This window comes from Agreia sp. Leaf210 (genome assembly GCF_001421485.1).
In the GTDB taxonomy this organism is placed as follows: Bacteria; Actinomycetota; Actinomycetes; order Actinomycetales; family Microbacteriaceae; genus Agreia.
This window is the reverse complement of sequence record NZ_LMKK01000001.1, coordinates 709,853-722,899: the sequence shown is the minus strand read 5'-3', so window position 1 is coordinate 722,899 and position 13,047 is coordinate 709,853. Positions and strand designations below refer to the sequence as shown.

Annotated in this window: 12 protein-coding genes; 6 read left to right on the top strand and 6 right to left on the bottom strand. The window is 64.1% G+C overall.

The window, feature by feature from the left end; genetic code table 11:
- Positions 1–105: 105 nt before the first annotated feature.
- Complete coding sequence (locus ASE64_RS03410; RefSeq protein ID WP_326939019.1) at positions 106–1,164, bottom strand: MFS transporter; 1,059 nt, start codon at positions 1,162–1,164, stop codon at positions 106–108.
- 319 nt (positions 1,165–1,483) lie between these two features.
- On the opposite strand from ASE64_RS03410, the gene ASE64_RS03405 reads away from it, so the two are divergent.
- Complete coding sequence (locus ASE64_RS03405) at positions 1,484–2,599, top strand: AI-2E family transporter (RefSeq protein ID WP_055775882.1); 1,116 nt, start codon at positions 1,484–1,486, stop codon at positions 2,597–2,599.
- A gap of 101 nt (positions 2,600–2,700) precedes the next feature.
- Complete coding sequence (locus ASE64_RS03400) at positions 2,701–3,264, top strand: manganese efflux pump MntP (protein ID WP_055775879.1); 564 nt, start codon at positions 2,701–2,703, stop codon at positions 3,262–3,264.
- 32 nt (positions 3,265–3,296) lie between these two features.
- On the opposite strand, the gene ASE64_RS03395 is transcribed toward ASE64_RS03400, so the two are convergent.
- The 5 genes from ASE64_RS03395 to ASE64_RS03375 form a co-directional block, all read right to left on the bottom strand.
- On the bottom strand, positions 3,297–3,752 hold the full coding sequence (locus tag ASE64_RS03395) for a pyridoxamine 5'-phosphate oxidase family protein (RefSeq protein ID WP_055775877.1): 456 nt from the start codon (positions 3,750–3,752) through the stop codon (positions 3,297–3,299).
- A 1-nt stretch (position 3,753) separates the two neighbouring features.
- The gene (locus ASE64_RS03390; RefSeq protein WP_055775873.1) at positions 3,754–4,338 is read right to left on the bottom strand and encodes a DoxX family protein; all 585 of its coding nucleotides are present in this window, start codon (positions 4,336–4,338) and stop codon (positions 3,754–3,756) included.
- Between the two features lie 69 nt (positions 4,339–4,407).
- Complete coding sequence (locus tag ASE64_RS03385; RefSeq protein ID WP_055775870.1) at positions 4,408–5,019, bottom strand: universal stress protein; 612 nt, start codon at positions 5,017–5,019, stop codon at positions 4,408–4,410.
- Positions 5,020–5,142: 123 nt separating this feature from the next.
- Positions 5,143–5,802 carry a response regulator gene (locus ASE64_RS03380; protein ID WP_055775867.1) on the bottom strand — a complete coding sequence of 220 codons (660 nt, stop codon included), beginning with the start codon at positions 5,800–5,802 and terminating at the stop codon, positions 5,143–5,145.
- Positions 5,799–7,514, bottom strand: coding sequence for a GAF domain-containing sensor histidine kinase (locus tag ASE64_RS03375; RefSeq protein WP_055775864.1), 1,716 nt, complete (start codon positions 7,512–7,514; stop codon positions 5,799–5,801). Before ASE64_RS03375 ends, ASE64_RS03380 begins: the two co-directional genes overlap by 4 nt.
- A 143-nt stretch (positions 7,515–7,657) precedes the next feature.
- Here ASE64_RS03375 and ASE64_RS03370 point away from each other — a divergent pair, with 143 nt between their 5' ends.
- From ASE64_RS03370 to ASE64_RS03355, 4 genes are read left to right on the top strand one after another with little or no spacing between them, the layout of a single operon-like run.
- Positions 7,658–8,617, top strand: a complete 960-nt coding sequence (locus tag ASE64_RS03370) for a universal stress protein (RefSeq protein ID WP_055775860.1) — start codon at positions 7,658–7,660, stop codon at positions 8,615–8,617.
- 48 nt (positions 8,618–8,665) lie between these two features.
- On the top strand, positions 8,666–9,571 hold the full coding sequence (locus ASE64_RS03365) for a universal stress protein (RefSeq protein WP_082465862.1): 906 nt from the start codon (positions 8,666–8,668) through the stop codon (positions 9,569–9,571).
- A complete protein-coding gene (locus ASE64_RS03360; RefSeq protein ID WP_082465861.1) occupies positions 9,502–12,297 on the top strand; it encodes an HAD-IC family P-type ATPase in 2,796 nt (931 codons plus the stop codon). Before ASE64_RS03365 ends, ASE64_RS03360 begins: the two co-directional genes overlap by 70 nt.
- Positions 12,297–13,031 carry a VIT1/CCC1 transporter family protein gene (locus tag ASE64_RS03355; RefSeq protein ID WP_156351668.1) on the top strand — a complete coding sequence of 245 codons (735 nt, stop codon included), beginning with the start codon at positions 12,297–12,299 and terminating at the stop codon, positions 13,029–13,031. The genes ASE64_RS03360 and ASE64_RS03355 overlap by 1 nt, the downstream gene beginning before the upstream one ends.
- The last annotated feature ends 16 nt before the right edge of the window (positions 13,032–13,047 follow it).

The following is a 13,047-nucleotide window of genomic DNA, read 5'->3' as shown; positions in this document are numbered from 1 at the left end:
GAGCCGCACTCTGCGTCATCTCACCGAGCTAACACGTTCAGCTGTGATGGTGAGGTGGCGCATCTGGCGAGTGTGCCCGGGTGAGAAGCCGCCGTCTGCGTCATCTCACCGCTGAGGGTCTTCGTCGCGGGTCGTGCGGTGCCAGTCGTCTTCGAGCATCCGGGGCCGTGCGACCACTCGGCCCGCGACGGCGATGACGACGAGGGTGAGCAGCAGGAAGGCGAGGGGTGCGGTCCAGCCGCCAGAGAGCTCGTGCAAAACGCCGACGAGCAGCGGTCCCAGTGCCCCGAGCGCGTAGCCCACGCCCTGTGTGAATCCGCTGAGCGCGACGGTCCCCTCCGGCGTGCGGCTTCGGAGCCCCACCAGAACGAGCACGAGAGGGAACGTCAGCGGCCCGGCGCCGACGAGAGCCACCCAGATCCAGGGGAGCGCGGCCGGAGCGAAGAGCAGCCCGAGATATCCGGCCGCGAAGCAGACGAAGCCGAGCGCGATCAGCGGCGCGACCGATCGCATCCGGCTCGCGAGAACGGGCACGGCGAGCGAGAACGGAATGCCCATGCCGGCGTAGAGCGAGAGCAGAACGCCGGCCTGCGCGGGGGAGACGCCGGCGAGGTCGGTGAGCAGCTCGGGAAGCCAGGCGAAGGCAGCGTAGACGTTGAGGCTCGTCGTGCCGAAGAGCAGGCCCATCGACCAGGCCAGCGGTGAGCGCCAGACACGCCCGGCCACCGCCGGTGAGATCTCCGGCAGAAGGCCGGCGTCCGAGGGCGATCCGGATGCCGCGGGCCCGGCCGCCGCCGTGGCCGCCCGCGTCGCCGCGGCAGTCGCCCGGCGGTCGCGCATCCAGAGCATGAGCCAGGGAATGATCGCCACCGCGGCCAGCGCTGCCCACATCGAGACGCTGAGACGCCACCCGAGCGAATCGGCGATAGGCACGGCGACGAGCGGTGGGATCAGGCTGAACAGCGCCATGATCGTGACGTACAGCGAGGTGAGCGTGCCGATCGATGTCGGGAAGTACTTCTTGACGATGGGCGGAAGGACGACGTTCGCGACGCCCATTCCCGCGAAGGTGAGCACGCTCGCGAGGGCGAGGACGGCGTAGTTCGGCGCGAGACCACGCGCGAGGTGCCCGATCAGGATGGCGCCGAGCGCCGCGATGAGCAGCGTCTCGAGGCGCAGGTGCCTCTTGAGCGCGGGCGCGAGCAGCCCGAAGACCGCGAAGCAGAGAGGGGGGGAGGGTTCCCAAGAGCCCCACGCCCACGCTGTCGACGGGAACGTCGACGCTGATCTGGGAGAAGATCGGCGACAGCGCGGCTACGGCGGTGCGCAGATTGACGGCGACGAGCACGATGCCGACGAGAGCGAGCGCTCGGCCACCGGCTCGGGCAGAGGCGGCCGACGCCCGGCGCGGAAGATCTGGGCTGGTCGACACCGGCCAAGTCTAGGGGGATGGCAATATCCGATCTTTCCCTAGGGTGTGTATATGACCGTTCCCTCTGGTGAGCCCTCGGCTACTCCGTCTTTGCGTTCCCTGCTCACCGACAAGATGGGAGCGCTGGCCATTCGCAGTGGCCAGATCATCATCGTTCTGGCATTGGCCGTGATCGTGGTGTTCGCACTCGTGCAGCTGAAGCTCGTGGTGATTCCCGTGCTGATCGCACTCATCATCGCGGCGGCGGCATCTCCCGTCATGCGGTTCCTCAAGAAGCGCGGCATGTCGGCGATTCTCGCGACCTGGCTCACCCTGCTCGCGGGCATTCTGGTGATCGGCGGCCTCGTCACGCTCATCGTCTTCGCCGTGCGCGGCCAGTGGGACACATTGGCGTCGTCGGCCAAGGACGGCCTCGATCAGCTGCAGAACTTCATCACGAACGGCCCCATTCCCGTCGATGAATCGCAGATCGAGTCGGCCAAGCAGGCGCTCATCGATTTCGCGACGAGCAGCCAGGCCGGATCGGGTGCCCTCGCCGGCGCATCCGTCGTCGGTGAACTGGCCACGGGCGCGGCGCTGGCCGTCGTCATCCTGTTCTTCTTCCTCAAAGACGGCCCGACGATCTGGGCGTTCTTCCTGCGGCCTTTCCGAGGCCACCGCAAGGCCCGTGGCGAGCGGATCGGTGCCACCGCGGTGCGCGTTCTCGGCGGCTATGTTCGCGGAACGGCCATCATCGCCTTTGTCGATGCGGCCGGCATCGGCATCGGCCTCGCTATCCTCGGGGTTCCCCTCGCGCTGCCGCTCGCGGTGATCGTGTTCGTCACCGCCTTCATCCCGATCGTTGGTGCGACCGCCGCGGGAATCCTCGCCGCCCTGGTCGCTCTCGTGGCGAACGGACCCGTGGTCGCCCTCATCGTGGTCCTCATCGTCGTGGTCGTCAATCAGCTCGAGGGCAACTTCCTCCAGCCCGTGGTCATGGCGCAGTCGCTGAAGCTGCACCCCCTCGTGATCCTGGTCGCCCTCACCGCCGGCACGATCCTCGGTGGCATCACCGGTGCCGTGCTGGCCGTTCCGATCGCCGCCGTCGGATGGGCCATCGTCAAGACCTGGAACGACGACGCGCCGCGCACCCCAGCCCCGGCCGTTAGGCAGCCCGAAAAGCCGTGAATCGCGGATTCTGAGCCGTGAGCGGGAAGGCGGCCTGGCATTCTTGAAGCCTCAACGGCGAGCAGCGTATTGCTTGTTCGTCGTGAAAGGTCTCCCATCGCATGGCCCTCTGGTCTGTCTTCTTCGTCGCGCTCGGAGTCTCGGCCGACGCGTTCGCTGTCGCGCTCGGCAAGGGCCTGCACATGCGTCGCTTCAATCTGCGCAACGCGCTCATCATCGCCGCCGCGTTCGGGCTGTTTCAGGGCGTCATGCCCGTCATCGGATGGTTTCTCGGCACGCAGTTCGCGTCGTACATCACGGGGATCGACCACTGGGTCGCCTTCGTTCTCCTCGGACTGATCGGCGGAAAGATGCTGTGGGAGGCGTTCTCGAACCCGGAGGACACCGAGATCGACGACAGGCTGAAGCTCAGGGAGCTTCTGGTGCTCTCGGTGGCCACGAGTGTCGACGCGCTCGCGGTGGGCTTGTCGTTCGCCTTCCTGGCGATCTCGATCACCGAGACGGCGGTGCTCATCGCCGCGACGACCTTCGTTCTCACCTTCGCCGGAATCGTGATCGGCCACCGGGCGGGAGTGAAGTTCCGCCGCCCGGCGGAGATAGCCGGCGGGCTCATCCTGATCATCATCGGCACCCGGATCCTGCTCGACCACCTCGGGATTCTCTGATCGCCGAAGATCCGGATGAGTGTCGCGATTCCTCAGTTGTTCGGATAGATGATTCGCACTTGCCCTTCGAACTCGCGTCCACGAATCTCCTGCGGGGTGAGACGGACATACATATATCCTGCTGCGGCCACCCACATCGGCGGGTGATGATCACTGGGCGACGATTCTGGAATGTCGGGGCCCAGGACGACTGCTGGTCCTTTCAGGACGACGCTCCAGCCGCCGTGCGTCAGCCGCTCGTCAACTTCGAAAACCACGGGAGCTCCCGTAGTCAGGCTCTCGTATTTGGTTCCATGCGCCGTTCTGAACACGATCGTGTGCCCGTCAGCGATGTAGTTGACGGGGAAGATCTCCGGCTTGTTGTCGATGATCAGTCCGAGTCGTCCGATGTTCGAACCGGCCAGCCGTTCCCAGCAGTGGTCGACGGATAGCTCGGTAACGGTCCCTTGTGGTGACCATTCTTGGAAGTCTTTGGCGAGCATGACCATGTCAGACCAGCCAACGGTTCTTCTGCACGAGCGGGAGGCTTTTCCATGTTCGTCCGAGGCCCCACGTGTCTCCCGCCGAGAGCGCTGCGACGGTGATCAGAGCGAGGGCATAGATGATGTGGTAATCGACCAGGGGATTGGTGGACTCGGCATCGGCCCCGAACGGCCACTCAGCGAGGTACATAAAGAGCATGATGACCGTGCCCGCGACGGCGCTGATGCGCAGGCCTATTCCGAGCATGACGGCGACGCCGATGGCAAGCATTCCGAGCATGAACAGCACGTCGGTCGTGGGGCTCGCGATCGCCGCGAAGAACGGTTTCAGCGGGCCCACGACGGCAGGACTGTTGAGAAACCCCTGACTCGGTGTGCCCCCATTGATCCATGCCCGTTCGGTGGGTGTGGAGAATCCCAGTCCTAAGAGTTTGTCGATGAAGGCCCAGAGAAAGATGAATCCTGTCGCCAGGCGCAGGGTCGCGAGCACGCGCCTGCCGGTGGTCGAGCTGACCGCGTTTGCCTTAGTCAGGTCTCGATGAGCAGCGTCGTGCCGGGGATGGACGGTGGGCTGGACAGTTTGTGCGGTCATGGTGAATCTCGTTTCTGTTGACGTGAATGGATCGGAGCGGCTCTCGATGAAGCGCGTGGTGTTACGGCATCAACGGTCGTCGTCGTCGTGCATGATGAGCACCGGGCAGTGTGCGTGCGCGGCGCAGGCCATGCTGACGGAGCCGAGCAGGAGCCCGGCGAAGCCGCCGTGCCCGCGACAGCCGACGATGAGCATCTCTGCGCCTCTGCTTTCGTCGATCAGGATCTCGGCTGGATTGCCTTGCCGGATCGTCGGTATGAACCACGTCGGCGTGTTGCCTTCGAACGTGGTCGATACCGCTGCGGCCATCATCTGCTGGGAGTCCGATTCGGGCGACCAGTTCGCCAGGCCGTAGTTGCCATAGATGCTCGGCAGGCTCCACTCACTCGGCAGGCTCCAGGCGATGACGCCCTGGACGGTTGCGTTCATGGCGGTCGCTATCTTGACTGCTCGGCTAAGCGCGCCGAGCGAGGCAGCAGACCCGTCGAGGCCGACAACGATTCGAGTTGTTCTGGGATGAACAGGCGGGCGTGAGCCGGCATCGAATTCGATCGATCTGTTGTAGTCATCCGTCGCGACCCCGGTGCCATCGACTCCGAACCGAGACGCCCGTCCGTCGACGTCTTGGTCCCCCCTTTCGGCGGTGCCCTGGCTCGAGGGGGGAGTCTGTGAGGTGGTCATGAGGCCAGATTCGCACCTCGCACGGTGGACCGACAGGGTCTTTGGTCCTCTGCTTGTGGACCGGGTTTTATCCAGAAGTCGAGACTCGGCCCGCTCGACGGCGGCACGCGACCTGATTGATTTCTACAGCTTGTCGTCGGTGGTGCGGATACCCGTTGGGTGAGATTCGAGATGAAGAATCGCGGCCTGGGTGCGGCGCTGCAGTCCCAGCTTGCTGAGTAATCCAGACACATAATTCTTGACGGTCTTTTCAGCGAGTGAGAGTTCGACCCCGATCTCTCTGTTCGTCATCCCATCCGCGATGAGTGTCAGGATTTGCCTCTCCCGTGCGGTCAAGGAGTCGAGTCGGGCGTCACCGGGCGGCGCCACGATGATTCGCTCCACCACCTTTCGCGTCAGGACCGGGTCGAGAAGCTGTTGGCCCGCCGCGACCTTCCGCAGGGTCTCAACGAGGCCACTTCCGCGCACATCTTTGAGTACATAGCCTGCCGCCCCGGCGAGGACAGCCGCGTCGATGGCTCCATCATCGTCATACGCCGTCAAGATGAGGCACTGAAGAGAAGGGTTTTCCGATCGCACGTTCCGGCACACGTCGATGCCGCTGCCATCGGGCAACCTCACGTCGAGAAGAACCACGTCTGGTTGTGTCGCCCTGATGCGTGACTCCGCCTGGCTGACAGTGCCGGCTTCGCCGATTACCGCGATGTCTTCTTCGAGTTCGAGGAGGCCGGCTATGCCTCGGCGGACGAGTTCGTGGTCATCTACGAGAAAAACGCGGATCATGACAGGCGAGCTTTCGGGATGTCTCTCGACACCGAGTAGGGCACACGCCACCGTACGGTCGTGCCCGTATCGTCGGACACGAACTCGGCTGTGCCTCCGCGAAGCTGCGCTCGCTTCTCAAGATTCGCCAGCCCGCTTCGCCTCCCGGTTTCGGATGCTCCCGTTCCGTCGTCGGTGACTTCGAGAAGGATGTAGCCGTCCAGAGCCGCCAATGACACGGACGTGTGTTCCGCAGCTGCATGTTTCGCCGTATTGGTTAAGGCCTCACGCGCAACGGCGATCACATCACCCGCGAGGCTTCCGGTGACGAGTAAGTCGACCGGTCCGGAGAAACTGACGTAGGGGGTGCTTCGCAGGCTGGGAGCCAGTTCGTTCACAACATCGATGATGGAGTGCCGGATTGTGTCCTGCGACTTCGTAGAGGGAGCCGAGAGTGCGAAGATCACGGTTCGAATCTGCGAGATCGTGGCATCGAGGTTTCCAACAGACTGAACAATCCGGTCCTCCAGGTGGCGGTCTCCGATGCGTCCGGCGATGCTCTGCAATTCAAGGCCCGTCCCGAAGATCTCTTGGATCACATGGTCGTGCAGATCACGGGCGATTCGTCCGCGATCCTCGAGCAGTAACAATCGCTGCCGGTCGGCGCGCGCCTTACCCAGCTGCATAGAGACGCTGGCCTGGCCGGCGAAATCGGCAGCCATCTCGAGGTCGGCAGTCGAGAACAGTGCACCCCCTTGGGCACGTGCAAGAAACAGGACTCCCTCTGCCTGTCCTGCGGAGATCAGGGGCACCGCCATAACGGGGCCCAGAATCACGCCACCGGGAAGAGGAGTGTTGCTGTCATCCAGCAGACGCGGTTGCCGGCCCTCGATCACCGACCCGGAAATCGAACTCGCAACCGCGACACGGGCACCCTGGAGATCGTCATCACTGAGTCCCAGCGCGGTCTGAATGACGAGCGTCTCTGATACGTCCGTTGGGAGAAGTACGCACACCAGGTCGGCGCCCGAGAGTCCCAGCACACGGTTGACGATGAGCGACATCGAATCTTCCCGTTCGCCGGACAGCAGCGCCGCCGTGATCTCTGCAGACGCGGCAGACCAGGCCTGGCGTCGCTTCGTCTCGGCGAAAAGACGAGCGTTCTCAATCGCGATACCGGCTGTTGCGGCCAACGCCGTGACAAGTCGTTCGTCTTCACCACTGAAGTGGCCCGTGGCCTGATTGGTGAGGTAGAGATTGCCGTAGACCTCGTCGCGCACCCGTACCGGCACCCCCAGAAAGCTGTCCATGGGGGGATGACCGTGAGGAAATCCCGACGACCGCGACTCGTCGGCGATCTTGTTGAGACGAATCGGCGCGGGATCATCGATGAGCGCTCCCAGAAGTCCGCGACCCTCAGGGAGATGCCCAATCTTCTCCACGTCTCCCTCGCCCATTCCGACGTGGATGAATTGATCGAGACCCCCGAAGGGTGCGACGACGCCAAGGGCGCCGTACTGGGCGCCGACGAGTTCGACAGCCGCTTCGACGATTCGTCGGAGAACCACCGGGAGGTCGAGTTGCTCGACGACAGCCTGGTTCGCCTTGAGAAGCGCGCGGAGGCGACTCTCCGTCGTGAGACCGTCGTGTGCTTTTTCGACGAGATCGTCGAGGGCGATGTCGATATCACCGCGCTGCTTGTCGGGAAAGGTCAACGAGTCGTCGTCGGTCATCGGTGAAACACCTCGGATCATGTCGCGCCAAGCCCGTACGGTGCAGAGCCCGGCTTTCACAGGGTACGCCCCGGGACCGCGTGCATTCACGGTTGGGACCTTCGACTCTGCCAGGAGCGCGATCCCAGTGCCACGATTCAGGCATGAGTCCCACCGCACACAATGTGAACATGCACGCCGGGCAGTCGATCGTCGTCGGCGTCGACGGGTCGTCACCGAGCCGATCCGCCATCCGTTGGAGCATGCACAGAGCTGCGCTGACTGGTGCCAGTGTGGTTCTCGCCCACATCGTCGAAGACGTGATGACCGCGCCGCCGGCGCACATGTCCGCCGAGATCACCGAGACCGAACACGCGTTCCTGCAGGCGGAAGTCGACTTTGCTCACCTCATCGAGCACGGGGTGTCGGTCTCCTCATCGCTACTCCAAGGCGATCCTCTCGAACAACTCGCCGCGGCGTCGGAACACATGGTCATGCTCGCGATCGGCACTCATAAAACCGGGTTCGTGCAGGGCCGAATCTTCGGATCCAAGTTCATCCAACTCGCGGCGCGGGCATCTAGCCCCGTCGCGTTCATTCCCAACGTCTCTACGCGACGTCGAGGAGGAATCGTCGTGGGAGTCTCCGATGCGGCAGCAGAGCACGAGACGATCTGTTTCGCCGCCGCCGAGGCTGCTCGAACCGGTCACGAACTCACGATCGTGCACTGCTGGGATATGTCTCGGAAGCCTGCTGCGCTGGCTCACGACAGGCAAGAGGAGAGGGCGCGGTTCGGGGCACTGTTCTCAGATGCGGTCCTCGCGGAGGCCCAGACCATCGCAATGAAGGCCCAGCCACAGATTCTCGTGCGCACCAGAAGCGTGCGCCGGCCAGCCGCCGAGGGTCTGATCGACGCTTCGGCCGCGGCATCCCTTCTCGTCATCGGTCGCTCCCATCGCAATGTGAGCCTGCCCGGAACAGTGGGATCCATCGCTCACGATGTCCTCCTGAACCTCAACGGCGCCACGGTCGTCATCCACGACACACTGCCCATGCGGCGGCGTGCCTTTTCACACCGAACGCAAGGGATCGCCACGGCGTGGTTACTCTGCTCTGACAGGTGAGGACCTTGTGCCCTACCGTGCCCCCGACGATCAGCGCACTGTTAGTTCATGACTACACCAGCACAACACCAGGCTTTGATCGTCGTCGGCGTCGACGGCTCCGCTGCTTCCATCGTGGCCTTACGGCACGCAAAATATCTCGCCGAGAAGCAGGACGCCCAGCTCAAGGCGGTTTCCGTGTGGACCACACCGATCGCATACACCCCCTTCGTTCTCGCGTGGTCGCCCGGCGAGTACGCCGAGTCGCAGCTTGTGGAAGCGTCGCACACCGTTTTTGGGCCTGACCTGCCGGGCTGGTACGAGCGGCGCGTCATCGAGGGATCCGCTGCACGCGACCTCGTCAAAGAAAGCAGATCGGCAGATCTGCTCATCGTTGGCAGCCGTGGTCACGGTGGATTCGCGGGACTCGTTCTGGGATCCGTCAGCGCCCAGTGCGCGGCCCATGCCCACTGCCCGGTCATGATTATTCGCGACAGCCATACCGTGGCCGATGATCAAGGCGATGCCCCAATCATCGTCGGCCACGACGGATCGCAGAATGCCGACGACGCCCTCGAGTGGGCACTGACCACGGCCGAAATCCTGTCATCTCCTGTGACAGTCGTCCGTACGTGGAACTTCGACCGCATTCCCCCTCAGTTCAGCGAAGAATTCGGCTACGTCTCTTCGTTCGAAGAGGTCACTGGACGCGTGCAGCGAGACCTCATCGCCGAAACACTCGACCAGATCAGTACGCACCCAACCGTCGAGGTCAGCCTGGTCGCATCGCTCGCACAGCCGGCCGAGGCTCTGATCACGGCGTCGACGGGCGCCCGGATGACCGTGGTCGGGTCGCGTGGACACGGCGGTTTTGCCGGCCTGGTGCTGGGCTCCGTCAGCGCGGAATGCGCCGCGCACGCACACAGCCCTGTCGTGATTGTTCCGCGACGCGATTCGGCCAACCCCACCCCGTGACCCGACTTTCACCAAGCTCACACGCGTCGCCCTATTCCCGCACGGGCGACGAGATGCTCGATGAGCTTTCCACCGACCGCACAGGTTTGTCCGTCGATGAGGCGGCCCGTCGTCTCGTCGTGGATGGTCCCAACGAGCTGCCTCAGGCGCGCCCCTCCAATCCCGTCCTGACCTTTCTGAGGCAGTTCCACGACATCCTCATCTACGTTCTTCTCGCGTCCGCGGTCATCACCTTCTTGATCGGCGACTGGATCGACGCGATCGTGATTCTCGCCGTGACCGTCATCAACGCCATCGTCGGCCTGATTCAAAACGGTCGCACCCAGAAAGCGCTCGACGGAATCCGAGCCATGCTGTCGCTCACCGCCAAGACCAGACGGGCGGAAGAATGGACGAACATCAACGCCACCGACCTCGTGGCCGGCGACATCGTGCGCGTCGAACCGGGCGACAAGGTACCCGCCGACGCTCGAATTCTTCAGGCGAATCTTCTCCGCATCGATGAATCAGCCCTCACGGGCGAGTCGCTTCCCGCGGACAAAGACGCCGCTTCCGTCGATGCCGACAGCGGAGTCGGCGATCGGCACGACATGCTGTTCTCCGGTACCCACGTGACGGCGGGCGACGGAACCGCTGTCGTTACCGCGACAGGGCTCGACACAGAAATCGGGCGAATCCACTCGCTCGTCAACGCCACACGAAACACCGCCACACCCATTACCCGTCAGCTGAACTCCTTCAGCAAACGCATCTCGGTTCTGATTCTGGTCGTCGCCGCCGTCATGTTGTTGGTCGGGTGGCTCCTGCACGGAAGCAGCCTCGGTCAACTGGTTCCGGCGACGATCGGATTCGCCGTCGCCGCTATCCCAGAGGGTCTTCCCGCCCTGGTCACGATCACCCTTGCTCTCGGAGTGCGCCAGATGGCCTCCCGCAGGGCCATCGTGCGCACACTCAGTTCCGTCGAGACCCTGGGCTCGGTGACAACGATCTGTACAGACAAGACCGGCACACTCACCCGCAACGAGATGACCGTTCGCACGGCCGTGACCCCGGCTGCGCGCTACGACGTCGAGGGAACCGGATACGCGCCGAAGGGTGCGATCGTCAATTCCGATGGCAACGACTCGACGGATCGGTCAGATCTCGATGCGCTCGTCGAAGCGTTCGCCCTCTGCAACGACGCGCACCTCACCTCCACCGGCGAAGACTGGCAGGTCGTCGGAGACCCCACCGAAGGTGCGCTCCGGGCACTGGCCGCAAAGGCCGGCTTCGACGGCGCATCGTACTCGCGTCATGCTGTGCTTCCCTTCTCCGCCGAAGCCAAGTTCATGGCGATCACGTCTCACAAGGCCGGTGGCGACACGCGAATTCTGCTCAAGGGAGCACCGCGGGTCGTGCTCGACCGCTGCAGCCACGAGCTCGGGGCAGGCGGAGTAAAGCGCCCGATCGACAGGCCCGAGTGGGAACGAATCGTAAACGACCTCAGCGCCACAGGCCTCCGGGTACTGGCCGCAGCGCGCTCCGATACCGTCACCGATTCCGAGCAACTCAGCGCCGACGACTGCGAGTCGGGACTCGTCTTTCTCGGAGTGGCGGGCATCCTCGACCCCCCGAGAGCCGAGGCCGTCGCCGCAATCGAAACCATGCATACCGCCGGCATCCGCGTGAAGATGATCACCGGCGACCACCCCGGCACCGCGCTGGCGATCGCGATGGAGATGCGAATCGCCCAAGAAGGTTCCCGGGTGCTCACGGGCGATGTCGTGCACCGGATGACCGACGAGGAGCTCGCCGAGGCCGCACCCGACGTCGACGTGTACGCGCGGACAAGCCCGGAGCACAAGCTCCGAATCGTCACGGCCCTGCAATCGCGAGGCCAGGTCGTGGCCATGACCGGCGACGGCGTCAACGACGCCCCCGCCCTTCGCCGCGCCGATATCGGTGTGGCCATGGGCATCAAGGGCACCGAGACCACAAAAGAGGCCGCCGACATCGTGCTGGCCGACGACAACTTCGCCACGATCGGACGAGCTGTCGAAGAAGGGCGTCGCATCCGCGACAACCTCCAGAAGTCGATCCTGTTTCTACTTCCCACCACCTCTGCCCAGGCGCTCGTTCTTCTGCTTGCCGTAGTCATCGGATTCACGCTGCCCTTGCAGGCCACACAGATCCTCTGGGTCAACCTGATCACGGCCGTCACTCTGTCTTTGGCACTCGCGACCGAACCGGCCGAACCGGGCATCATGCAGAGACCGCCTACACGGTTCAGTAGGGGGATTCTCGATCGCAGCTACTTCGCACGAATCGTCTGGGTCACGGCCCTGATCACGACCGCGACGATCGGTGTGTTCTTCTACGAAGAATCCATCGGGTCGAGCAGCGCCGAAGCCCAGACCACCGCGGTCACCATGCTGACCCTCGCGCAGCTCGCGTTCCTCTTCAGCTGCCGTTTCTTGCGCGCATCCAGCCTCCGGCTCGCCACCCTGCGAGGTAACAGGGCGATCTACGTCTCGGGCGGCATCCTGCTTCTGCTGCAGTTCGGATTCGTCTATGCCCCGTTCATGCACCCGTGGTTTCATTCGGCGCCGCTCGGTATCCGCGAGTGGGCCTACACGTCGGCGATCGCCGTGCTCATCTTCGTTCTCACCGAGGCGGGCAAGGGTGCCGAGCGGGTGCACATGCGCCGCTCGATGCGTCGATTGACACAGTCGAAGGTATGGCGATGATGGACACCGGCCGCTCGAACCACTCGTATGCTCATCTGAACGAACCGCACCAGACAGGAATCGCGCAACGCTTGAACTGGCTGCGCGCCGGGGTGCTTGGCGCCAACGACGGGATCGTGTCTGTCGCCGCCATCGTCGTCGGTGTCGCCGGGGCCACGGCCGATTCTGGCCCCATCCTGACGGCTGGTGTCGCCGGCCTGGTCGGGGGCGCCATCTCAATGGCTTTGGGCGAGTACGTCTCGGTGAGCAGCCAGAGCGACAGCGAGCATGCGCTGATCCAGAAGGAACGCGATGAGCTTCGAGACATGCCCGCTCAGGAGCTTGAAGAGCTCACCTCGCTGTACCGCGCGAAGGGACTCAGCGAGCCCACCGCGCGCCGCGTCGCCGAGGAGCTCACGCACCACGACGCCCTCGCTGCTCACCTCTCGGCTGAGCTCAACATCGACGAGGGCGACGTCGTCAGCCCATGGCACGCCGCCGGGGCCTCGGCGGTCGCGTTCACGATCGGCGCCATCCTGCCCATGCTCGCCATCCTGCTCCCGCCTGCAGATTGGAGGGTCCCGGTTACGTTCGTCGCCGTCCTCGTGGCCTTGGCGATCACGGGTGCGATTTCGGCACACATCGGAGGCAGCTCGAGGACACGAGCAACTGTGAGGGTGGTGACCGGTGGAGCCCTTGCGTTAGCAGCCACCTACGGTGTGGGCGCACTGCTCGGCGCCTCTGGGCTCGCGTAGAACGACGTCGGCACCA

Bases quoted from the DNA above. Each gene is read 5' to 3' on its own strand.
- ASE64_RS03405 (WP_055775882.1), top strand. From the start codon at position 1,484: ATGACCGTTCCCTCTGGTGAGCCCTCGGCTACTCCGTCTTTGCGTTCC.
- ASE64_RS03400 (WP_055775879.1), top strand. From the start codon at position 2,701: ATGGCCCTCTGGTCTGTCTTCTTCGTCGCGCTCGGAGTCTCGGCCGAC.
- ASE64_RS03395 (WP_055775877.1), bottom strand. From the start codon at position 3,752: ATGGTCATGCTCGCCAAAGACTTCCAAGAATGGTCACCACAAGGGACC.
- ASE64_RS03390 (WP_055775873.1), bottom strand. From the start codon at position 4,338: ATGACCGCACAAACTGTCCAGCCCACCGTCCATCCCCGGCACGACGCT.
- ASE64_RS03385 (WP_055775870.1), bottom strand. From the start codon at position 5,019: ATGACCACCTCACAGACTCCCCCCTCGAGCCAGGGCACCGCCGAAAGG.
- ASE64_RS03380 (WP_055775867.1), bottom strand. From the start codon at position 5,802: ATGATCCGCGTTTTTCTCGTAGATGACCACGAACTCGTCCGCCGAGGC.
- ASE64_RS03375 (WP_055775864.1), bottom strand. From the start codon at position 7,514: ATGACCGACGACGACTCGTTGACCTTTCCCGACAAGCAGCGCGGTGAT.
- ASE64_RS03370 (WP_055775860.1), top strand. From the start codon at position 7,658: ATGAGTCCCACCGCACACAATGTGAACATGCACGCCGGGCAGTCGATC.
- ASE64_RS03365 (WP_082465862.1), top strand. From the start codon at position 8,666: ATGACTACACCAGCACAACACCAGGCTTTGATCGTCGTCGGCGTCGAC.
- ASE64_RS03360 (WP_082465861.1), top strand. From the start codon at position 9,502: ATGCGCCGCGCACGCACACAGCCCTGTCGTGATTGTTCCGCGACGCGA.
- ASE64_RS03355 (WP_156351668.1), top strand. From the start codon at position 12,297: ATGGACACCGGCCGCTCGAACCACTCGTATGCTCATCTGAACGAACCG.